Source organism: Blautia sp. DFI.9.10 (assembly GCF_024461705.1).
Lineage (GTDB): Bacteria > Bacillota > Clostridia > Lachnospirales > Lachnospiraceae > Blautia_A > Blautia_A fusiformis.
The window spans coordinates 52,014-74,907 of record NZ_JANGAA010000008.1 but is presented as its reverse complement, the minus strand read 5'-3'; the positions used below and the strand labels follow the sequence as shown (position 1 = coordinate 74,907).

General features: G+C 46.0%; 22 protein-coding genes and 1 pseudogene. All 23 read right to left on the bottom strand.

Features of this window, described 5'->3' with window-relative positions:
* Positions 1-7: 7 nt before the first annotated feature.
* The gene (atpD, locus tag NE671_RS06875; RefSeq protein ID WP_015525581.1) at positions 8-1,405 is read right to left on the bottom strand and encodes a F0F1 ATP synthase subunit beta; all 1,398 of its coding nucleotides are present in this window, start codon (positions 1,403-1,405) and stop codon (positions 8-10) included.
* 5 nt (positions 1,406-1,410) lie between these two features.
* The gene (gene atpG, locus NE671_RS06870) at positions 1,411-2,301 is read right to left on the bottom strand and encodes an ATP synthase F1 subunit gamma (protein ID WP_022427144.1); all 891 of its coding nucleotides are present in this window, start codon (positions 2,299-2,301) and stop codon (positions 1,411-1,413) included.
* An 8-nt stretch (positions 2,302-2,309) separates the two neighbouring features.
* Positions 2,310-3,818 (bottom strand): F0F1 ATP synthase subunit alpha, encoded by a 1,509-nt coding sequence (gene atpA, locus NE671_RS06865; RefSeq protein ID WP_021652816.1) that lies wholly within the window; start codon positions 3,816-3,818, stop codon positions 2,310-2,312.
* 7 nt (positions 3,819-3,825) lie between these two features.
* Entirely contained in the window at positions 3,826-4,329 is a 504-nt protein-coding gene (gene atpH, locus NE671_RS06860) for an ATP synthase F1 subunit delta (protein WP_015525579.1), read from the bottom strand.
* Positions 4,310-4,810 carry a F0F1 ATP synthase subunit B gene (gene atpF / locus NE671_RS06855; RefSeq protein ID WP_022427145.1) on the bottom strand — a complete coding sequence of 167 codons (501 nt, stop codon included), beginning with the start codon at positions 4,808-4,810 and terminating at the stop codon, positions 4,310-4,312. The genes atpH and atpF overlap by 20 nt, the downstream gene beginning before the upstream one ends.
* A gap of 50 nt (positions 4,811-4,860) precedes the next feature.
* Positions 4,861-5,079, bottom strand: a complete 219-nt coding sequence (atpE, locus tag NE671_RS06850; RefSeq protein WP_021652814.1) for an ATP synthase F0 subunit C — start codon at positions 5,077-5,079, stop codon at positions 4,861-4,863.
* A 63-nt stretch (positions 5,080-5,142) separates the two neighbouring features.
* Positions 5,143-5,808, bottom strand: coding sequence for a F0F1 ATP synthase subunit A (locus NE671_RS06845; RefSeq protein ID WP_084449196.1), 666 nt, complete (start codon positions 5,806-5,808; stop codon positions 5,143-5,145).
* A 191-nt stretch (positions 5,809-5,999) separates the two neighbouring features.
* Positions 6,000-6,980: a biotin--[acetyl-CoA-carboxylase] ligase gene (locus NE671_RS06840; protein ID WP_022427146.1), complete on the bottom strand. Its 981-nt coding sequence runs from the start codon at positions 6,978-6,980 to the stop codon at positions 6,000-6,002.
* A gap of 276 nt (positions 6,981-7,256) precedes the next feature.
* Entirely contained in the window at positions 7,257-8,243 is a 987-nt protein-coding gene (locus NE671_RS06835) for a helix-turn-helix transcriptional regulator (protein WP_173740378.1), read from the bottom strand.
* 18 nt (positions 8,244-8,261) lie between these two features.
* Positions 8,262-8,516, bottom strand: a complete 255-nt coding sequence (locus NE671_RS06830) for a hypothetical protein (RefSeq protein ID WP_059086214.1) — start codon at positions 8,514-8,516, stop codon at positions 8,262-8,264.
* Between the two features lie 254 nt (positions 8,517-8,770).
* Positions 8,771-9,463, bottom strand: coding sequence for an LrgB family protein (locus NE671_RS06825; RefSeq protein ID WP_022427148.1), 693 nt, complete (start codon positions 9,461-9,463; stop codon positions 8,771-8,773).
* Positions 9,460-9,822, bottom strand: a complete 363-nt coding sequence (locus NE671_RS06820; RefSeq protein ID WP_015525571.1) for a CidA/LrgA family protein — start codon at positions 9,820-9,822, stop codon at positions 9,460-9,462. The genes NE671_RS06825 and NE671_RS06820 overlap by 4 nt, the downstream gene beginning before the upstream one ends.
* Positions 9,823-10,094: 272 nt before the next feature.
* Positions 10,095-10,562 (bottom strand): metallophosphoesterase family protein, encoded by a 468-nt coding sequence (locus tag NE671_RS06815; RefSeq protein WP_173740377.1) that lies wholly within the window; start codon positions 10,560-10,562, stop codon positions 10,095-10,097.
* A gap of 189 nt (positions 10,563-10,751) precedes the next feature.
* Positions 10,752-11,939: pseudogene (locus NE671_RS06810) on the bottom strand (endonuclease Q family protein); the annotation flags it as partial.
* Between the two features lie 190 nt (positions 11,940-12,129).
* Complete coding sequence (locus NE671_RS06805) at positions 12,130-13,470, bottom strand: MBL fold metallo-hydrolase (protein WP_244095941.1); 1,341 nt, start codon at positions 13,468-13,470, stop codon at positions 12,130-12,132.
* 84 nt (positions 13,471-13,554) lie between these two features.
* Complete coding sequence (locus tag NE671_RS06800) at positions 13,555-14,049, bottom strand: GNAT family N-acetyltransferase (protein ID WP_015525566.1); 495 nt, start codon at positions 14,047-14,049, stop codon at positions 13,555-13,557.
* 158 nt (positions 14,050-14,207) lie between these two features.
* Entirely contained in the window at positions 14,208-14,972 is a 765-nt protein-coding gene (locus NE671_RS06795; protein WP_129975103.1) for an ABC transporter ATP-binding protein, read from the bottom strand.
* Positions 14,972-15,775, bottom strand: coding sequence for an ABC transporter ATP-binding protein (locus tag NE671_RS06790; protein ID WP_129975105.1), 804 nt, complete (start codon positions 15,773-15,775; stop codon positions 14,972-14,974). Before NE671_RS06790 ends, NE671_RS06795 begins: the two co-directional genes overlap by 1 nt.
* A 1-nt stretch (position 15,776) precedes the next feature.
* On the bottom strand, positions 15,777-17,333 hold the full coding sequence (locus NE671_RS06785) for an ABC transporter substrate-binding protein (RefSeq protein ID WP_021652799.1): 1,557 nt from the start codon (positions 17,331-17,333) through the stop codon (positions 15,777-15,779).
* Between the two features lie 46 nt (positions 17,334-17,379).
* A complete protein-coding gene (gene nikC, locus NE671_RS06780; RefSeq protein ID WP_129975107.1) occupies positions 17,380-18,249 on the bottom strand; it encodes a nickel transporter permease in 870 nt (289 codons plus the stop codon).
* Positions 18,246-19,190, bottom strand: coding sequence for a nickel ABC transporter permease (gene nikB / locus NE671_RS06775; protein ID WP_021977177.1), 945 nt, complete (start codon positions 19,188-19,190; stop codon positions 18,246-18,248). Before nikB ends, nikC begins: the two co-directional genes overlap by 4 nt.
* Before the next feature lie 132 nt (positions 19,191-19,322).
* Positions 19,323-21,272, bottom strand: a complete 1,950-nt coding sequence (locus NE671_RS15880; RefSeq protein WP_274603104.1) for a dipeptide ABC transporter ATP-binding protein — start codon at positions 21,270-21,272, stop codon at positions 19,323-19,325.
* Between the two features lie 25 nt (positions 21,273-21,297).
* A complete protein-coding gene (locus tag NE671_RS06760) occupies positions 21,298-22,884 on the bottom strand; it encodes an ABC transporter substrate-binding protein (RefSeq protein ID WP_129975110.1) in 1,587 nt (528 codons plus the stop codon).
* Positions 22,885-22,894: the final 10 nt, after the last annotated feature.

Below are 22,894 nucleotides of genomic sequence, written 5' to 3'. Positions count from 1 at the left end.
CTGCTCCTTACTGCCGGTTCTCCTCGGCTTTTGCTTTTGCAATTACATCATCAATGGTTCCAACATTAAAGAATGCGTTCTCCGGATAATCATCCATCTCGCCGTCAATGATCGCCTTAAATCCGCGGATCGTCTCTTTCAGAGGTACATATTTACCTTTGATACCGGTGAAGTTCTCAGCTACATGGAACGGCTGGGAAAGGAACTTCTGGATCTTTCTTGCACGGAATACTGTCTGCTTATCTTCCTCTGAGAGCTCCTCCATACCAAGAATAGCAATGATGTCCTGAAGTTCTTTATATTTCTGAAGGATCTCCTGTACTCTACGTGCAACCTCGTAATGTTCCTCACCAACAATATCTGCCTCCAGGATACGGGAAGTAGACTCAAGCGGATCTACGGCCGGATAAATACCCTGCTCAACGATCTTACGGGAAAGAACGGTTGTTGCATCCAGATGGGCAAATGTTGTTGCCGGAGCCGGGTCAGTTAAGTCATCGGCCGGTACATATACTGCCTGTACAGATGTAACAGAACCTTCCTTGGTAGATGCGATCCTCTCCTGAAGCTCACCCATCTCAGTTGCCAGTGTAGGCTGATATCCTACTGCGGACGGCATACGTCCAAGCAGAGCGGAAACCTCAGATCCTGCCTGTACAAAACGGAAGATATTATCAATGAAAAGAAGTACATCTCTGTGCTCCTGATCACGGAAATACTCTGCCATGGTAAGTCCTGTCTCAGCAACACGCATACGTGCTCCAGGCGGCTCGTTCATCTGTCCGAACACTAAGGCTGTCTTTTCAAGAACACCGGATTCCTTCATCTCTGTCCAAAGGTCATTACCCTCACGGGAACGCTCACCGACACCGGTGAAAATAGAATATCCACCATGCTCGGTAGCGATATTCTGGATCAGCTCCTGGATAAGGACTGTCTTACCAACACCGGCACCACCGAACAGACCGATCTTACCACCTTTTGCATATGGAGCAAGAAGATCGATAACCTTGATACCTGTTTCCAGGATCTCAACTGCCGGTTTCTGCTCCTCAAATGAAGGCGGATCACGATGGATGACCCAATGCTCCTCACCGTCCAGGGAATCACCGCCATCTACGGTATCTCCAAGAACGTTGAACAGACGACCAAGTGTTTTATCTCCAACCGGAACCTTGATACCGCTTCCGGTAGCTGTTACTTCTCTGTCTCGCTGCAGGCCCTCGCTGGCTCCCAGCATGATGCAGCGTACGATATTATTTCCAAGGTGCTGGGACACCTCCATAACGCATCTCTTACCGTTGTTCTCGACTTCAAGGGCATCCTTGATATCCGGAAGCTGTCCGTCTTCAAAAACAACGTCTACAACAGGTCCCATAACCTGTACGATCTTACCTTTATTCATAGTCATCACTTCCTTTTTTGTGCTTTAGCACCGCTGATAACCTCTGTGATCTCCTGGGTGATCGCAGCCTGACGTGCACGATTATACTGAATGGAAAGATCCTTCAGCATCGCCTTTGCACTATCTGTAGAGGACTGCATTGCTGTCATTCTCGCACTGTTCTCACTGGCATATGCCTCTACAAGACATCCATAGATCACACCTGTAAGATAGTTGGGGATCATAGTATCCAGAAGTACATCTGCAGACGGAGATAACACGATCTCCTCCTGATAAATATCTGCCGGGATCTGACCCACCTTAAAATCAGCCTTTTTCAGCGGTAAAAGCTGCATATTCACATTTTCCATTGCCATCGCATTCAGCATCTGTGTATAGACAATGTGAATTTCATCCAGCTCTCTTTCAAGAAATGCCCGTACGATCTCTTCCGTGATAAGGCGTGCTCTGTGCATAGTCGGCTTCTGCACGGTATAATGAAAACCGCCGTCCATATCCACATCTCTCTTGCCGAAATACTGACGCCCTACCATACCAAGGACATACAGCTTGTGATGTCCCGGTACCTCTTCCATGAAATCTTCTGTCATTTTCTGTACATTATGATTGTATGCACCAGCCATACCTTTATCACCTGTAATGACAATGGTACCTACCTTTCTTTCATCCTTCGGAACAAGATGACGCTCACTGAAGAAAGGATGCTGGATGTCCGGCATATGACGGAGGATCCTGGCAATGGCAGCCTGCATATTATAGAAATATGGTTCCGTGTCCTGCAGGATCTTCTTGGCCTTCTGCATCTTGGAAGAAGAAATCATGTACATCGCATTGGTGATCTTCATGGTGTCCTGAATGCTTTTCATACGAGTCTGTATTTCTTTTGCATTTGCCATATCAACACCTACCTGCTCTTATCTCTGAATTCTTCTGCCGCCTTTACGATTTTCTCTACAAGCTCATCAGAGAGCTGCTTTGTAGTCTCGATCTCTTTGCCGATCTCAGGATATACATTATCAAAGTACTCCAGAAGATCCTTCTGATATTTCTTGATCTCTTTCTTTTCTACATCTACCATCAGCTTGTGAGTCGCAACGCAGAGAGTAATTACCTGCTGATGAAGACTTAACGGGCTGCAGAGCGGCTGTTTCAGAAGCTCCATCAGACAGCTTCCGTATTTCAGCTGTGCAGTTGTAGCCTCATCCAGATCTGAACTGAACTGGGTGAACACTTCCATCTCTCTGTACTGTGCCAGGTCGATACGTACACTACCGGAAGCTTTCTTCATAGCCTTGGTCTGTGCAGCACCACCAACACGGGATACGGAAAGACCAACATTGACTGCCGGACGCATACCTGAGAAGAACAGATCACTTTCCAGGAAGATCTGACCATCTGTGATGGAAATTACGTTTGTAGGAATGTATGCAGATACATCACCGGCCTGTGTCTCGATGATCGGAAGTGCCGTAATGGATCCGCCGCCTGCCTCTTCACTCAGACGGCTGGAACGCTCCAGAAGTCTGGAATGAAGATAGAATACGTCACCAGGATATGCCTCACGTCCCGGAGAACGCTCAAGCAGAAGTGACAATGCACGATATGCCACTGCATGCTTGGAAAGATCATCATATACGATCAGTACGTCTTTACCCTGATACATGAAATACTCTGCAAGAGCAGTACCAGCATAAGGAGCAATATACTGAAGCGGTGCACAGTCGCTGGCTGTTGCGGAGAATACGGTTGTATACTCCATTGCACCGTATTTTTCAAGATTGGAAACTACCTTTGCAACGGTAGAAGCTTTCTGTCCGATAGCAACATAGATACAGATCACATCCTTACCTTTCTGGTTGATGATCGTATCGGTTGCGATGGATGTTTTACCTGTCTGTCTGTCGCCGATGATCAGCTCTCGCTGTCCACGGCCGATCGGGAACATGGAATCAATGGAAAGGATTCCTGTTTCCAGAGGTACAGTTACAGACTTACGGTCGATGATTCCAGGAGCCGGGTTCTCGATCGGGCGGTATTCCTCTGCCTGGATCTCTCCCTTTCCATCAATAGGCTCACCAAGTGCGTTCACGATTCTTCCGATAAATTTATCCCCTACCGGAATACCTGCCTGCTTGCCAGTTCTGGCAACCTTGGTGCCTTCCTTGATTCCTGTATCCTTTCCGAAAAGAATACATCCCATGCTGTTGGCACGGACATCCTGTACCATACCTTTCAGACCATTCTCGAAGGTCACGACCTCACCGTACATGGCATGATCGATGCCATAAACAGTTGCGATACCATCTCCCACGGAGATGACAGTGCCTACTTCCTGGTCCTTGCTGATTTCGTCATAGTTCTTTATTTCTTCCTTGAGAATCGAAATGATTTCATCTGGATTTATTGCACCCAATTCAATTTCACCTCCGGGTTAATTTCTGTTTCAGTTTCTTATAACGTCCGATGAGGCTCCAGTCGTACTCACGATCTCCTGCCCTGAGAACAAATCCACCTACAAGGCTTTTATCCTCTGTAAGGGTAAGTTCCACTTCTCTGGCAGAAAACTGGCTACGGAGAAACTCCTTCATCTTATTTTCCTGCTCTTCGGCAGGACGTGTTACATAAAGAAGCTCTGCCTTGAGAATTCCTTTCTGTTCCCGGCTGTAAGCATCATAAGCTTCAAGGATCTCTCCGATTCTGTCAATCTTCTGATACTTACACGTTACTTTAAGAAAACTCTTCATTTCCTGCGGAAAAACCCGCTCTATTACCTGTTCTTTTTCTTTGAGGGAAACAAGTGGATTTTCAAGCATCTTACCTATCTCAGGTGTATTCTTAAAAATCCTTCCTGTTTCGCAGATTGCCTCCCCCGGGACAGAAAGACCGTATAATGCTTTTGCATAATTAATGGACGTCTCTGTCATGAGGATCACCTGCTCCTTCTAAAAACTGGTCATATAGGGACATATCCTGTGCTTCGTCGTTCTTTTTTCCCATGATTCTGGATGCTGCATCCATTGCCAGCTCAGCCACTTTGCCTTCCATCGCTTTCATAGCAGCTTCCTGCTCAGTGCTGATATCTCTTCTTGCTTTCTCAAGAATCTGACCAGCCTGATCATTAGCTCTCTTCACGATGCTGTCTGCCTGTACTTTTGCCTCGTCCTTAGCCTGCTCTACAATACTGAAGGATTCCTCCTTCGCAGATTTCAGTGCATCCTCATACTGTCCTTTCAGCTGGTTTGCTTCAGTAGTTGTCTTCTCTGCTGAAGCAAACTGCTCATCGATCATAGCTTTTCTCTTCTCCATAACACCAATGATCGGGCCAAAAAGGAACTTCTTCATTAAAAGATAAAGAACGATCAGGTTTATAATAGTAAAGACAAGGTTGATATCAATTTTAATCACCTGGTCCACCTGCCTCTCTTAATCCTGAATTAGTATCTCGTCTTTACCTATTAGCCAAGCATGATGATGATCAGAAGACCGATTACGAAACCGTAAATAGCTGTTGCCTCTGCAAGAGCACATCCAAGAAGAAGTGCTTTACTGATCTTGCTCTCTGCCTCTGGCTGTCTTGCGATAGCTTCTACTGCTTTAGATGTTGCAAGACCGATACCAATACCTGCTCCAATACCTGTAAGAACTGCGATAGCTGCACCAATTGCGATTAACATAGTTTTTTCCTCCTGTAAAATACAATTTTTTTCATTTTTAGATCAAGCGGATCTTCCGCTTCACTACTCAATTGCTTCCTTAATGAACAAGGATGTTAAGAATACAAATACATACGCCTGTATGAATCCGTCGAAGAAATCAAAATACAGGCTGAATGGTATGGGAAGAATGGCCGGACAAACAAACTCCAGCAGCTTCATAACTACGAAGCTTCCCAGAACATTACCGAACAACCGCATGCAGAGAGATGTAGGTCTGATCGCTATTTCCAGAATGTTGATCGGAAGCATGATCGGAACCGGCTCCGCAAAGCTTTTCAGGAAACCCTTCAGTCCCCTTTTATGAAAGCCTGCATACTCGATCAGAATAATGCTCATCAGCGCCAGCGCAATGGTAACATTCATGTCCTTCGTTGGTGGTGTAAAACCAAATACGCCTGCGATATTGGCTATTCCGATGTAAATTACGGTTGACATCAAATAAGGCACATACTGTTTGCCTTCTTCTCCAAGGATACCCATGAAGAAATCCTGAAGAAAACTTACCCCGGTCTCCAGAAGCAACTGCTTCTTACCCGGATTTTCCACACTGAGATTCCGAACTAAGATCAGAGACAGAATCACAAGAACCGCCATGATGACCCATGTGACTACCACGCATTCTGCAATTGGTATTCCACCAAACGCCGGAATGGTAAAGGCTGTCTTACTGTTTAGTTCTTCTGCCAGTGTACTTGATAAATCTCCCGTTTTTCTCCCTCCTTTTCTCTTGGCGCTGATCGTATCTTTTTATAATTGGTATGACCACGCCTTGTAGTTGACTTTATTTTACTCCGCATTTCCAGAATGTCAATATTATTTTTGCCTGTTTTGCACAAAAAAGAATCTGTTTTTTATACAAAATATACAATTCATTTCAATTAACCTTGATCCGACTTCCTGCGTACAGATACTTCTCCATAAGAAAGCAGGGTTTCTGAACCATCCTGTTCTCTCACAAGAAGCCTTCCATCTGGTGCTATGGATTCTGCATAAGCTTCCCTTGTACACTGTCCGTCTGTGATCACGATCATGTTTCCAGGAATGATATTATTTTCTGTATATTCTCTGGAAAGTCCCGGAGTCTCCACTTCCATGAGAAGCTGATTGACGATCTCAGCCACAAGAATACTGCAGTTTATATGCTCTGCGTCATTCCTGTTTTCAAATAATGCTCCAGCCGTTTCCTGTATATCTTCAGGAAACCCATCTTCCGGCATATACAGATTCAAACCAATTCCTACAACTGCAAACTCAATGTTCCCGCTTTCAAAGTCTGTAACAGCCTCTGTCAGTATCCCACACACTTTCTTATTATGAAGATACAGATCATTGACCCATTTGATCCCAAGGTCGATCCCGCAGATTTTCTTCACTGCACGGCACACTGCAGTTGCCGCAGCTGTAGTGATCAGGAGTCCTTCCTTCAGAGTTCGGTCAGGTCTTAGAACGATACTCATATAAAGTCCTGCATTTTCAGGAGAATAAAAACTTCGGCCTCTTCGGCCTCTTCCGCTTTTCTGTCTGCGCGCCAGTATCAGTGCACCATGACCTGCTTCTCCTGAAAATGCAGCCTCCTTGGCTGCCCGGTTTGTAGAATCCAGTTCTCTGTATATTTTTACAGGGACATCCGGATGATCGAGGTAAAGCCGTATTCCTTCTTCCGATAAACGGCTGCCTCCTCGAAGCACATAGCCTTTGTTTGGTCCAGCTTCTATGGTATATCCCTCTTCACGAAGGGATTTCACAGCTTTCCAGATGGCTGCCCGTGTGCAGTTTAGTTCTGCTGCTGCCGCCTCTCCGGATATCAGTTCGTTCTCGTGCTGCTCCAGAAGCTTCAGCATTCTTGCTTTTACAGTCATATCTTCACCGTCCGTATTCTGCCTGAAATGGCAAAATTTATTCCCTCCTAAGAGTCGAAAGCATTATAGCACTTAAACATCGCGATGTCTATTATCTTTTTTACATATGCTATCTATATTATTTTTATATTTCAGATACAGCTATTATATGATTTTTCTCATTTTTGTCTGTTTTCATTTATTTTTTTATATATTATTTCTGTTGAAAACCTGCAGACTCAGGAGTGAATTTTCCTGAATCTTTATTATATACAGATTTTCTTTATCATATATTTATCATTTGTAATTAGAAAGACTTTTCTCAAGAAATTCCCGGTACTTATCGCGAATCTCATCCGGTGACGCGATCACCGCATCCGGGCCAAGACTGGCTATCCAGCCAAAGAACTGGTCACTGATATTTACACGAACCAGTGTTTTGAAATGTTCAGGATCCTTCCTGTGTATCATAATATCTCTGCCAAACCGATCCAGCACCACCCCGATCAAGCGGTTATGTGCTTCCAGACATATGGTTACTTCTCTGCCGCCAAACATCCCGAAGGTCCTGGATGTCAGCTCCCCTATATCATAATTCTCAAAAAATTCTCTGCCGCGTCGCACCTCCTTCTCTATACGGATCTGCTGGAGCTTATCTACCTGATACTGCTTAACCCTTCCACACTTCTCGTCGTAAGTGATCAGATAATACTCCTCATTCTGCCATACAAGTCCCCAGGGACTGACCGAATATCGTTCTCCCTCATTCTCCGGACGCAGCTTCTTCTCCACAGTCCATTCACAATATTGAAAAGAAATCTGCCTGTCCTCAGTTAATGCACGCTGGATCATATCAATACTGTAATACACATTCTCGTTTATAGTCCGGATACGATTCTCTGCAAATCCCTGTCGCCGCAGCTGTCTGGACTCATAAACACTGGCAAGGCTCTCCAGCTTCCTGATCAGCTGTCGGGATTTCCCATTGGTGATACATCTGGAGGACTGTACTGCATCCACCAGAAGTCTCAGCTCAGGAAGCTCAAATTCCCGACTGGCAAGATAAAAACCGGCCGGGTGCTCCCGACGGTTCAGGATATCCATTCCAAAATTACGCAGGGTTTCAATATCATCATAGACAGTCTTACGCTCTGCACTGATCCCCAGACTATTCAGATAGGCGATCAGCTCCTTCACGGACATCGGATGCTCTTCGTCCGTCTGCTCCAGAAAAATGCGCATCAGATATAAAATTTTAATCTTCTGGTTAAAGACCCTTGGCATCCTTTCTCCTCCGTTCTGCTACTTGTCTGTCAGTGATGCTACCACTGCAAAATATAATACCATGAATGACAATACAACAGCAACGATATCTGCTCCGCGGAAATCAAAATTAAACAGCATCGCCCCGCCAAGCATGATCTCCATTGTAAGAAGTGCGCCCAATACCATTGCCATTCCTGAGGAAAGCTTCTGTCTGCCGCAATGTCCGTTCTCAGCTTCCACATATCTTCCTTCTGCCAATACTGCCTTCCTGCTGCTCTCTGTATTCCACATAAGATCCATCCTCTCTGTCCTATGTTCGTCTCACGATTTATCGAACATATTTTCCAAACATATTTTCTGTATGTTTGCATTATAGCTCATTTTTAGTCCAATAAAACGGTACAAATATGGTTTTTCCGAACATTTGTTTATTTTATACAAAAATATGTTCGCCTTTAAGATCCACAAAAAAAGCCTGCCGTAAACGACAGACTTGTAAAATGTAACACTTTGAAAGGGCATTTGAAATCCTATGATATCTGCTTTTACATCATTCCCGCAAACACAGACGCTCCTACAACCGTAAGCAATCCGGCTACGGCAATGGCAAGGCTACTCATAGCTCCTTCTACCGGGCCAAGCTCCATGGCTTTGGCTGTTCCGATAGCATGGGCAGATGTTCCAAGTCCAAGACCTCTTGCGATCGGCTCCTCGATCTTTGCGATCTTGTAGACAACCTCTGCGAGCATATTTCCCAGAACTCCTGTGATGATGATCACAGCAACGGTGATGGTCACGATACCGCCAAGCTCCTCGGAAACACCCATTCCGATAGCGGTTGTGATAGACTTCGGAAGCATAGTGACATATTCCTGATGATCAAAGCCAAACAATTTCGCCATAAGCAGAATGCTGCAAAGCCCGGCCAGCGTTCCGGAAAAGATCCCGGCAGCCACTGCCTTGAGATTTTTTTTCAGCAAATGGATCTGCTCATAAAGGGGCACTGCCAGACAGACTGTTGCCGGGGTCAGCAGATAGCTGATATATTTTCCACCTTCATTGTAATCATCATAATCAATATGGAAGATCAAAAGAACACCGATAACACAGATGATCGAGATCAAAAGCGGATTAAAGATCGCCATTTTAAACTTCTTTTTCAGGATCAGACCGATCTCATAGGCGATCAGACTTATCATTGCTCCGAAAAATGCGGAGTTTTTTATGAATTCCATCATTTTTCAGTTCCTCTCTTTCCCATACGAATCACTCCCTGTGTTACTTTTCCTGTTACGACCATTACGATCACCGTGCTGATAAACGTCATGATGAGAACCGGTACACAGATCGGTTTCAGAGTACTCCAGGCTGTGATCAGTCCCGCACCAGCCGGCACAAACATCACCGGCATGATCTCAACCAGAAAATCTGCCGCACCTTTGACCTGATCCAGCTTCAGAATACCTGTGAGCAAAGCCACCAGCATAATGATCAATCCATAGACACTGGCCGGTACCGGAAGCGGAAGAAAGGTTTTCAGTAATTCTCCAATGACGGAAATCAACAGGATGATGCTGAACTGCTGCACATGCTTCATGTTGCATCCCTCCTGATTCATGTAAAGCGCATATTCATATTTTGCTTTACTGCATACTCATGAACGCAGCTGCGTTCACAGTCTGCGCTCAAACGAATTTTTCAAAAGTGGTAAGACCACTTTTGTTTTAAACGTTTTTTTATTATACGCTACAAATCCAAAATTACAAGGATTGTATCCAATAAAATACAAAAAATCCTTTTATGCATCAGCGTATTCCAGTAATCTACAGAAACAGATCTGCATAAAAGGATCTATAAACAGGGTTATGATCATTTCCTGGAATTTTCCGCCAAAATGATTTTTTCCACCTGATATTTGCCATCCTCCACAGTCATCACCGCCATGGTAACCTCTCCGCCAAAACGGCTTCTTCCACAGCTTCCCGGATTCAGCCACAGTCTGCCATCGATCATCTTCTCAAAATATTTGTGAGTATGCCCGAAGATGACCACCTGTGTGTCCCCCAGCTCCCACACAACGTCTTTTTTGTTATGGACCATAAAAAATTTCACGCCGCCAATGGTAAAGCTTAGACTGGTGCGGAGATTTTCCGCCCAGTCTTTATCATTATTTCCACGGACCACATAGAGATTCCCCATGGAACGCAGTACATCCAGGATCTCATCTTTATTGACATCTCCGGCATGAAGAATGTATTTGCAGTCTTTTAAGATTTCCAGTACCTCAGGCCGCAGAAGACCGTGAGTGTCTGATATAATGCCGATTTTTTCTTTCATGATCTCTATCCTGCTCCAATCCTTTATCATTATCGCCTTTTACCTTTTGCAGCTCACGCTATGACCGGCAATACTCTTCACAATACATAAATATTTAACAGCTGCTTCTTTTCACACTATTTCAGAAATTTTCTTAATTGGATCAAGCCGATATTCGCAACCCCGCAGAGGACTTACCTGATTCACTTAAAACAATTCTATTTTTCCATATTCTCCGTCAGATCCCGGTTTCCGCACCACTTCTCCTGCACGGAGCCGCCGGATGCCTTCCGCCAGAACTTCTCCGCTGACTTTTCGGATATCTTCCGGCGGAACCTCTCTCAATATGGTAAATTCCGCACCCAGTCTTTCAAGCATCGCCTCGTACTGTCCCTGAACTTTTTTGCTTGCCGTGGAAAATCCCATGCAGGCGGAGATCACCTCCGGCAGCGGCATCAGGCTTTCATAAGGACGGCCGCTTTCCGGCATGGCCGCTGAACTCTCATCACGGTCAGATAACTGCAGGATCCGGTGATTCACACCCATAGTCAGCTTCTTTCCGCAGACCGGGCAGATACCGTTATACATCTCTGCTTCTTTCGGGCTCAGGCACACGCCGCATTTCCGGTGCCCGTCAAAATGATATTTTCCTTCTTCCGGAAAAAATTCAATCGTCCCTTCAAGCCCCTTTCCGTTCTGCACTGCATCCCACAATCCCTGATAGGAAAGCTCTATATCCAGAAGATCCGCTTCCCTTCCCAGCTTCGACGGTGAATGTGCATCCGAATGAGACACCAGCTGATAGCCATCCAGCGCCGAGATCTGCCAGTTCATCGCCGGATCTGAAGAAAGTCCTGTCTCCAGGGCATGGATGTAAGGTGTCAGTTCTTCAAAGCATTCTTCTATGGTATCAAATCCGGACTTCGCCCCGAACAGAGAAAAATGTGGGGTCCAGATATGCGCGGGGATATAGATACCCTCCTCACTGACCTCCAGCATCAGTTCCAGAAGATCATGACAGGGTAGCCCCAAAATAGGACGTCCGTCTGAATGGATATTTCCGATCTTTTCCAGCCTTGCGGCAAAAGCATCTGCCTCATTGAATCCCGGAAGCAGGATCAGGCTGTGCACCTTCCTGGTTTTTCCGCCTTTTTTATAGATGGAACTGATCTCACCGGACAGTACGAACCTGGGTGCTTTTCCCGGATAATGCGCTGCCTCCGGCAAAACATATTCCTCTTTCAGCCGGAACAGTCCCTGTTCCGCAGGGATCAGCTTATCCTTCAACTCCTGCCGCCAGATGGGATGTGTCATATCTCCGGTTCCAAGGAGTGTGATCCCTTTTTTCCGCGCCCAGAGATCCAGCATCTCCGGCGTGCCATCTTTGCTGGTTGCCATGGAATATCTGGAATGTATATGCAGGTCTGCGATCTGTTTCAAAACTTTTCCTCCTGTATCATCTTTTCCTCTGTCCACATGTACATCCTGTCTTTTTTAACAAAAACGCAGACAAAGAAATTACCGTCTTCTTTGTCTGCCTGAATGACCGGATCGTATATAACTCACCAGAAATCTATCTGTAACATGATCAGATATCTTTATAATACGATGGTGATATCACATCATACTCCCTGCAGGAGCATCCGTTCTCATAGCTGTCACAGCAGTCACAGTTGGAACAATACATATGCGCGTCATTAATATAAAATAAACCGCCGTACTGCATGGAAGTGCGCTGATTCTTGGATTTCTTCTTGCTGTTGTCGTAGTAGGCTCCGTTGGGGATCATCATATTCTCCGGGGAGAAGCTGCTGAAATCAAAGAAATGGGATTCCGTACCATGATGTGGTACCTTGATACACCAGTAATGCTCATGAAGCGGAATCCTCCCATCATAGTTTTCTGCGATCATCCTCATGTACTGTGGCTGTACATCTCCGGTAAACAGAAGATTCAGCTCTCCGTCGCCGGTATTTTGAAATGCCAGACTGATCTTGTGGCGGAACTGACGCAGAAAATGCCCCTGTTTTTCCGCACTTTCCAGAAGTGCCTGAAATTCTTCGGTTGCCTGTAATTCACGGAATTTCTTTTCCAGCTTTTCCGGTTTAAGGCGACGTGCTCTCTCTTTTTCGGCTTCTTCCGGAGCCTCTGCTGTATCCTCAGCTGCTGCGCCTGTATCTTCCATTATAAGCTCCAGCTTCTCCTGCGTATATCCTTCGTTTTCCCCACCAGGCTCTGTCTGTCCTGTCAAAGAGCGCTCGGATCCCTCTGTATCCTCTTCCACCAAAGATGCCTCAGACAGTGGAGCAGATTTCTGCTCTGCTTCCGGCATCTCCTCTGTCATGGACAGGAACAGCTGACGTACCTCCTCCGCAATGTTCACAAGCTCGGTCATTGCGTTTTCATGATTCTCGATCAGGGAATTAAATACGTCCTCCGTTTCCCGGCTGACTTCACTGAGATCCGGCCAAAGCGCTGTATATTTCCCCTCAAACTCTGAGCCTCTGGATAAAAGGTCGATCTTTACCCTTCTGGCGCAAAGAGCTTCTGCAAGGGCAAAAAGGCTGACACGTCTTCCGGGAAGACTGGCCTTTTTTGTCACATCCGCAAGGAGCAGAAGCGCCAGTGTGTATTTCATTTCCGGACCGGAAAATACATCCGGAAGATAGATCTTTTCAAATTCGTAGGCATCTCTTCGGTAACGCATCATATAAAGCAATCCGGAAACATGGTCCGGATGAAAATGTGTCAGTAGCAGATTTTTTTTGCGGATAGTGGTAAGGTCTGAGATGATCACATCAAAGACCTCTCTCCGTGGCCGCCCTTCGATCTTGCTGTTGGCTGCCCCGAAATCCACAAGCAGGCTGCTTTTTCTGTCACGGATACAGAAACAGTCTCCGAATCCCACATTGTACATTCGTATTCTCATTTATTTTTCCTCTGGTTTCTTATTCAGCTGACCTTTGTTTCTGCAGCTGACTCTTCTTTTTTCTTCTGTTACTGTCTTCATTTCTCAGAACCAGATCTGCATATCATACCAGGTTGCTCCGCCATGACAGGAATCTGCCACACCCAGCTTCTTCAGTCCGTGGCTCTCATAGAATGGGATCATATGCTCCTTGCAGGTAAGGATCAGAGCTTTTTTTCCGCGCTCTTTCGCAAGCTCCTTGAAATATTCCACAAGCTCTCCGGCGATCCCCTGATGACGGTATTCCGGGATCACATTCAGTCCGAATACCGTCTGGATTTCCCCGTCCTTTCTGTGAAGCGTGATATCATGATAAAATTCATCCGGGAGTACTGGTTTATCTGTGGTTCCTCCGTTGATAAAGCCTACGATCTGCTCATCCTTTACTGCTACAACGAAATTCTCCGGGAATGCTCCCATACGTTTCACAACTTCCTCATGACTTGCTGCCTCCGCAGGTGGAAAACAGATTGCCTCGATCTCTGCCAGACGGTCCGCCTCACCGGGATCTGCCAGTCTGATCTGTAAATTTTCTGCCATTTTTTGTGTTCTCCTCTATATTTATTCCGTTTTCATCCGGTTTCGATTCTTTTTTAATTATATCGGGTGAGGGAAAATGCGTCAACGTGTAACCTGCAAAAAAGCCCTCAGTATTCGCACTACTGAGGGCTTCGTTCTTTTGTTTTTATCTGTCATTATCACAGCACCGACCGGATCAACTGCTCCGTATACTCTGTCTTCGGATGCTCAATGATCTCTTCCGGTGTCCCTTCCTCTTCCACATGTCCGTCATGCATCACGATCACCCGGTCGCAGAACAGCTGGACAAGGGCCAGGTCATGGCAGATAAAAAGAAAGGACAGCTGGTTTTCTTTTTTTAACTTCTGAAGCAGCTCCATGATCTGTTTCTGCACAGTCACATCCAGGGCGCTGGTTGCTTCATCACAGATCAGCACTCTGGGTTCCACAGCCAGGGCTCTGGCAATAGCCGCTCTCTGGCACTCCCCTCCGCTGACCTGATGGGGATACCGATCTGCATATTCCGGAGTCAGTCCGCAGGTAAGCAGAAGCTTTTCCACACGGTTCCTGGTTTCCTTCTTACTTATCCCCATATTCCGGAGACTTTCCCCGATTCCGTCCCCAAGAGTGCATCTGGGGTCAAAGGATTCTGCCGGTGTCTGAAAAATCATCTGCATTTCCCGGTAGATTTCCCGGAGATTTTTTCCCCTTGCATGTGTGATATCCTTTTCCATGAGAAAAATTTCTCCGGCGGTGGGTTCTGTCAGATGTGTGATCATCTTCGCCACAGTGCTTTTTCCTGAGCCGGATTCACCTACGATTCCTAATACTTCCCCCGTTTTCAGAGAAAAGCTTACGTCTTCTACAGCCGTGAAGGATTTTTTACCGGTGGTGAAGCTTTTTTTCAAATGATGTACTTCCAGAATATTTTTATTTTCTGTCATCATCTGCCTCCATTTCCGGTACCTGTACGTTTCAAACGAGGTACCGAACTCATAAGCTCTTTTGTATAGGGATCCTCCGGATCTGTCAGAACCTGAGCTGTTTTTCCGTATTCCCTCACCTTTCCGTTTTTCAGTACCAGAACCTTATCTGACATTTTTTCCACCACACCGATGTTGTGTGTGACAACGATCATGGCTGTTCCGTATTCCTTACGCATCAGCAGCATTTCCTCAACCACCTGTTTCTGTATGGTTACATCCAGGGCACTGGTAGGCTCATCTGCCAGAAGAAGCGACGGATTCTGCAGCATGGAAATACAGATTCCCACACGCTGATTCATACCGCCGGACAATTCAAATGGGTAGCTTTGCAAAACACGTTCCCCATCCTTGAGACCAATCTTAGCCATCATCCGGACGGCACGCTCCGCACATTCCTTACGGCTGATCCTTTCATGCTCCCGCATACTCTCATAGATCTGATCGCCTACGGTGCGGATGGGACAAAGGGCTGCTCCTGAATCCTGAAAGACCATGGCGATCTCAGGACCCAGAAGTCTGCATAATTCTTTTTCCGGCATATCCACCACATTTTTTCCTTTGTACCAGATATCCCCTTCTGTCACCGTGCCTTCATTTCCCAGAAGTCCCATGATTGCCTTGATGATGGTACTTTTTCCGCTTCCGGATTCGCCTACCACCCCCAGGATCTCCCCTTTATTCAGTTCCAGATCCACATCATGTACAACCGGTTCTCCGTTGTAACAGATCGTCACATGCTCAAGCTTCAACAATAATTCCATCTTATTTCACTTCCAGATCTGCCGTGATCTCGTAATAATCACATGGGTGAGCAGTCAGCCCTGATACATTTGACTTTGACACAAGTCCCATATTCAGATGAGAAACAAAGAAATACGCATCATCATCCAGAATGGTCTGCTGTGCTTCCACAGCAAGCTTGCCTCTCTCATCTGTATCAAAGGTCTCATGCAGCTTCGCTACGATATCATCAAGATCCGAATTGCTGTATTTGCCATAATTTTTGGCAGCGTCAGATACAACTGTACTTGTGAAGAAATATTCCGGATCGCCGGTAGGTGCAGTTGTAAGCGAGCTTACATATACATCAAATTCTCCATTCTTTGCATACGTCGCATGGTCTGCTGTATTGTTGACATCGACCTCAATTCCGATGTCCTTTAAAGTGGACTGTGCATATTCTGCAAGCTTAGGCTGTTCCAGACGGGTTGGATAGGTCAGCCATGTGATGGACAGCTTCTTTCCGTCCTTATCTGCATAGCCATCTCCATCCGTATCTGTCCATCCGGATTCTTCCAGAAGCTTTTTCGCCTCTTCCGGATCATAGGACGGTGCCTTTACTGCATCGTTTCCATAGGAAAAGCTGCTTGGGAAGGCTCCCACTGCCGGAACACCTCGTCCTTCCATGATCACACTGCAGAAGCCGTCCTTATCGATTCCCATCTCAATGGCTTTTCTCACATTCTGATCCTGCATCAGTTCAGACTTCATATTAAACTGTCCGAAGAAACATCGGCTTGTTGCTACAGAGCTGATCTGATAGTCCGGATTTCCGTCAAAAAGCGCATAGTTATCATACTGAAGTCCATAGGTTCCCTGTATATCGCCTGTCTGTAATGCTGCTGTCAGGGCACTTCCGTCTGAGAAGGATTTTACGATAACGTTGTCTACCTTTACATCTCCGCCCCAGTAATCCTCATTTTTTACCAGCTTGATCTCTGTAGGAGATACCTCTGTTGCAACATAAGGGCCTGTTCCTGCCACATTTGCAGAGCCTCCCTCTCCCTGTACGCCATAATCCATATCAATGATAGCACCATATGGATCACCGAGATAATTGATCAGTGCCGGACATGGTTCGGAAGTATGGATCGTTACTGTCATTCCATCTGCTTCGATCTTATCGATCTTCATATCGTAAGGTGCACGGTCATGGTTTGCGATCAGATCCTCCAGGCATTCCTTTACCGCTTCTCCGTCCATGGTTCTTCCGCTGGAAAATTTCACACCATCACGAAGGGTGATCTTTACTGTATTATCGTCTGTAAATTCATAGTCTGTAGCAAGCCATGGCTCTACCTCCATGTTGTCATTGTACTTAAACAGTGTTTCTCCTACGCCATAACGAAGACAGCTCCATCCGGAATAATTGTCGTGAGGGTTTAATCCTGCATCTCCCATTTCTTCACTATATCCGGTAGTTCCGTAAACAAAGGTAGTTCCTTCACTCTTTTCTTTGCTTTTTGCTGCTGCCGAAACTCCTGTCATGCTCATGACCATTGCCGCTGCAAGCACTGCTGCCAGAATCTTTTTCTTCATAATCTCCGCTCTCACTTTCTCTGTTATGTTTATTTATAAGTGCCTGTTATCCTTTTCTCCTGTTTCGTTCCTTCGGATCCATATAATCCCGGATCGTATCTCCCAGAAGATTAAAGATCATTACTGTAATAAAAATCGCCATTCCCGGAGCAAGTACCATCCACGGTGAAATCTGCAGCATACTTCTTCCATCGCTGATCATACTTCCCCATTCTGCCATTGGAGGCTTTACCCCAAGCCCGAGAAAGGAAAGTCCTGCCAGCTCCATCATCATGGTTCCGATATCAAGAACTGACGTAACAAGGATGGGGCCTGCGATATTGGGAAGGATATGTTTGAGCAGAAGCTTTCCTGTACTGCTTCCGGAAAGCTTCGCCGCCATAAGATATGCAGAGTCCTTCTGAGTCAGAGTAAGCCCTCTGGCAAGTCTCGCAAACTTCGGCCAGCTGATCACTGCCAGGGCAATGATCGCATTCTGGATACCGCCTCCCAGAACACCTGCTACTGCCAGGGCAAATACCAGTCCCGGAAAAGCCAGGAACAGATCGGAGATACGCATCAGAACGGTATCGGCTTTGCCGCCCTTCCAGCCACAGAAAATACCAATAGCCGTTCCTGCCACAGTGATCACCGCAACCAGGAGCAGCGTTGCATAAATACTGGTCGTACTTCCTATGATCACACGGGAAAACATATCTCTTCCATAACGGTCTGTCCCGAGCAGATGCTCCGGTCCCGGCGGTTTCTGGGCAAGTGCCAGATCCTGGACATAAGGATCATAAGGGCAGAGATATTTTGCAAATGCCGCTACAAACAGAAGCAATGCTGTAAGCACAAGAAAAAAGACAAGCTTTGCTTTTGTATGATTTTTCCGGATCTTCTGCTTCCGGACTGTGATATTATTTTTTCCACTCATGCTCTGTCACCTCCAAGTCGTACTCTCGGATCCAGATAGTGGTAAATAATATCTGTCACCAGATTTACCAGAACATAAATAACCGCCATCCAGGCCACATAAGCCTGGATGATCGGATAGTCACGCATGGTGATCGCATCTACCGCCAGTTTTCCGACACCATCCCACATAAAGATATTTTCCACAATGGCAGTTCCTCCCAGAAGATTGCCGATGGACAGAGCCAGCAGTGTGATGATCGTCAGCATGGAAGCCTTCATTACACTCTTCCAAATGATCACACGACTGCGGATCCCTCTTGCCCGGGCTCCGGTCACATAATCCTTATTCAGTTCTTCCAGAACCGTGGCACGCACCTGTCTGGTATATTTTGCAGCCATGGAGATCGCCAGTGTCAGTGTCGGCAGAATAATACTCTGTCCGAGATCTGTATTTGTGACTACCGGTAAAACGCCCAGCCTGATGGACAGAAAATACATCAGGACCATGGCAGCAAAAAAATTCGGCATGGAATTGCCGATAAAGCTTAAAAATCTTATCAGATAATCTACCCATTTGTTGTGCTTTACTGCTGACAGGATTCCCAACGGGATCGCAAGAACAATTGTAAGAAGGATCGATGACAGAGTCAGCATCATCGTTGCCGGAAGCTTTGAAATAAAGGTTTCATAGACATCTCTGTGAGACACATAGCTCTCTCCCATATCTCCGGTTACCATTCCCGCAAACCAGGCAGCATATTGTACAAGGAATGGTTTATCAAGGCCATATTCTGCCTTCGCATTATCAATGACCTCCTGGGATACTGCAGAGCCTGCATTTTCATACATATAAGTTACTGCATCTCCGCCGGCAAGCCGCATCATGGCAAAAGAAAGAAATGTGATCCCGATCAGGACCGGGATCAGCTGCAGCAACCGTTTTATTATATATTTTCCCATATTTTCCTCTCCGCACTTTGTTTCTCAGTATTTCGAATAACAAAAGTTTAACAACACGGCTGTTCTGCCACAACCCCGGCGGGGGGATTTTACATATTCCATTTTGTCATGCATATGTATTCCATTATGTTCTTATATTCTCACACAGTGACATGCGGATAATTCTTTCCAGCCCTCTCCAAGAGACTGTGGCTCTTCATACTCGATCAGCCTCCGTTTTCTCTCTTCCAGCGGATCCGGGATATGGATCGCAGAAAGCAGGGACTGTGTATAAGGATGCTGCGGATTTTCAAAAAGCTCTTTTGTAGGTGCCATTTCTACCAGCTTTCCGTTTTTCATCACACCGGTTGTATCACTTAAAAAACGTACCATGGACAGATCATGGGCAATAAAAAGAAACGAAAATCTTTTTTCCTGCTGAAGCTTTTTAAAAAGCATGACGATCTGTGCCTGGATAGAAATGTCCAACGATGCGATGGGTTCATCTGCAATGATAAGACGTGGTTCCATGAGAAGGCTTCTTCCTATGGCAACTCTCTGTCTCTGTCCGCCGGAAAGCTCTCCCGGCTTTTTCGACAGAATGCTTTCATCCAGTCCTGTCTCCTTCAGGATTTCCCGAAGCCTGTTCTCCAACATTTCTCTGTCACGGATCCTGCGGCTGATCTTTACAGGCTCCAGCATGATCTGCCGTATGCTCATTCGGGGATTCAGTGCAGCGCCCGAATCCTGAAAGATCATCTGGATCTCAGTCTGCATTTTCTTCCGCATTCCGAAAGGATCCTTTTTATCCGGCACTCTTTCTCCCTGATAAAAGATCTCCCCGCCTGTAGGCCGGTAGATTCCTGCAAGCGTTCTGGCTGTCGTGGATTTTCCGCAGCCGGTCTCTCCCACCAGTGCCATGATCTCACCTTCCCGGATACGGAAGGAAACATCATCCACTGCATGGATCGTATAATCGGAACGGATACGGAAATGCTGCTTCAGATTTCTGGCTTCGATCAGTACAGGCGCCTGTTTTTGTTCTGTTTTCTGTAAAAATGACGCTTCCTTTTTATCCGGTTTCTGTTTACGGCCGCTGTTTTCCTGTAATCTGTCCTTCAAAATGGAAGGCTTTTCTATTTTCGGAGCTCTTTCATCCAGAAGCCATGTGGCTGCATAATGCGTATCACTGACCTTAAACATCGGAGGAGTCTGTTCATAATCGATTGCCAGTGCCTGGGGATTCCGAACGGCAAACGCATCTCCCGGCGGAGGATCCAAAAGAGAGGGCGGCATTCCGGGGATCGGATTCAGATCCCCTTTTTCACCTGCAAATACAGGCAGAGAAGACAGAAGTCCCCAGGTATAAGGATGCCGGGGATCATAATAAACCTCTTCTGCTGTCCCGATCTCAATGATCTTTCCTGCATACATAACTGCAACTCTGTCTGCGATCCTTGCAACAGCTCCCAGATCATGAGATATGAACACAATACTGATCCCTGTTTTTTCTCTCAGCTCAAGAAGCAGATCCAAAATCTTTGCTTCCACGGTTGCATCCAATGCTGTAGTCGCCTCATCGGCAAATAATATTTCCGGATCACAGGCCAGTGCAATAGCCAGCACACAACGCTGACGCATTCCTCCGGAAAAAAAATGAGGCTGCAGGCCATAGCGCTGTTCTGCATCCGGAATCCCTACCAGCTTCAGCATTTCCACAGCTCTTTTTTTCGCCTCATCCCCGGATACTTTCTGATTTTTGATAATAGCCTCTGTGATCTGTTTGCCAACAGGGATCGTCGGATTCAGCGTCAGCATAGGGTCCTGGAACACCATGCTTACCTTGCTTCCGCACAGCTTTTCCATTTTTTTTCTTTTATAGGCTGTGATATTCTCTCCGCAGAGACTGATCTCTCCGCTTTTTACATGTGCATTCGGTGGCAGAAGCTTCATCACACTACGGCACATAACGGTTTTTCCACATCCGGACTCACCTACGATACAAAGTATCTCTCCTTTTTTTACCGTGAGATCAACATTCCGGACGGCCTGTACCTCGCCGTCCGGTGTGTCAAAGCTTACCGAATAGTTTTTTAATTCCAAAACGGTTTCCTGCATGATCTTTTCCTTATTTTGTAATGGTCCAGTCTTCAATATTCCACATAACACCTACGGAATGATGTCCCAGAACACGTGTGGTATCCAGTCCGTCAAGTCCGGAAACGCCTACATAATCTCCCTGGAGATAAGCAACCAGAAGGATTCCAGGTACCTCGGCATATGCCTTTTCGAATTCACCATATGCTTCTTTTCTGGCTTCCTCAGTCTCACCGTGACGGCCTTCCTCAAGATATTTATCCACATCTGCATTGGAATAATGCATGTTGTTTCCACTTGCGTCGGTTACAAAGTTTACATATGCCATATCCGGGTCAAACTGTGTTGAATAGCCGGCAAGAAATCCATTGTATCCTGCATCCCAGTCAAATTTGGTAACAAGCTTTACTTCCATTTCCACACCAGCCTGCTTCAGCATATCAGACATGACATTGGCAATATCCACACGCTCTTCTTCGTAATCACGTACCTGGATGGTAAAGTGGAATTTCTGTCCGTTTCTCTCATAGATCCCATCATCACCTTTTTTCCATCCCAGCTCTTCCATCTTCTTTGCAAAGATATCCAGATCATAGGAGTAGATATTGGCTTCCTTATCTGTTCCGAGAGGGTTTCTCTGGATCGGGCTGTATGCCGGCTCTCCCTGTCCTGCAAGAACACCTGCAATAATGGAATCCTTATCCAGCGCATAATTCAGAACGCCGATGGAATCTCCGTTTTCCTTCCAGAAATTTGTGCTCATATCCATGGCAGCTCCACGGTAATCTGCTGTGGTGAACTCCCAGTAATTATATCCGTCCTTATCCTTGAACTGAGAAGCATAGTTGGAATTCAGCCATGCAAGATCCGCCTCGCCGGACTGGAGCATGGTTGCCTTTGTAGTCTCATCCGACACTGTACGGTATACAACGGTTTCAATATTCGGAACCTTTCCGTAATAATCTTCATTTCGTTTCAGTGTGATCATTCCGCCGGTAGCATCCCAGTCTTCAAATTTATAACGGCCTGTTCCCACCGGATTCTGGTTAAAGGATGTAGTATTTATGTCCTCCCCTTCCAGAAGATGCTCTGGAAGGATTCCCATGGTGAAGTAATCCAGCATGGCAGCATCATACTGATCCAGTGTAAAGATCACAGTCTGATCATCCGGTGCCTCAATACTTGTAATGTCCTGATAGTTGCTGGTGATGCTGGCTCCCAGGGTTTCATCCTCTGTAAGCTCCTTATAGGTATATACAACATCCTCTGCATTGAAATCTTCTCCATCATGCCACTTAACACCATCTCGAAGTTTAAAAGTATAGGTATTGGTATCCTTGTCAAAGGTATAACTCTCTGCAAGATCCTCTACCGGCTTTCCATTGGCATCATATTTCATCAGTCCTGAAAAAATAAGATCCGGAAGTTCATCATGGTTATTCAGAAGGGGATTAATTGTACTTTCTGACTCACCTGCATATACCAGAGTTTTGTTTTCTTCTGCCGCAGCTACGGTTACCACACTGCCTGCAGCTGCTCCTGTACATGCTGCGGTCACTGCTGCCAGTGTTATCGCCGCATATTTTCTGCCATAGTTGATTCCTGTTCTCTTTTTCATTCTGTTTTCC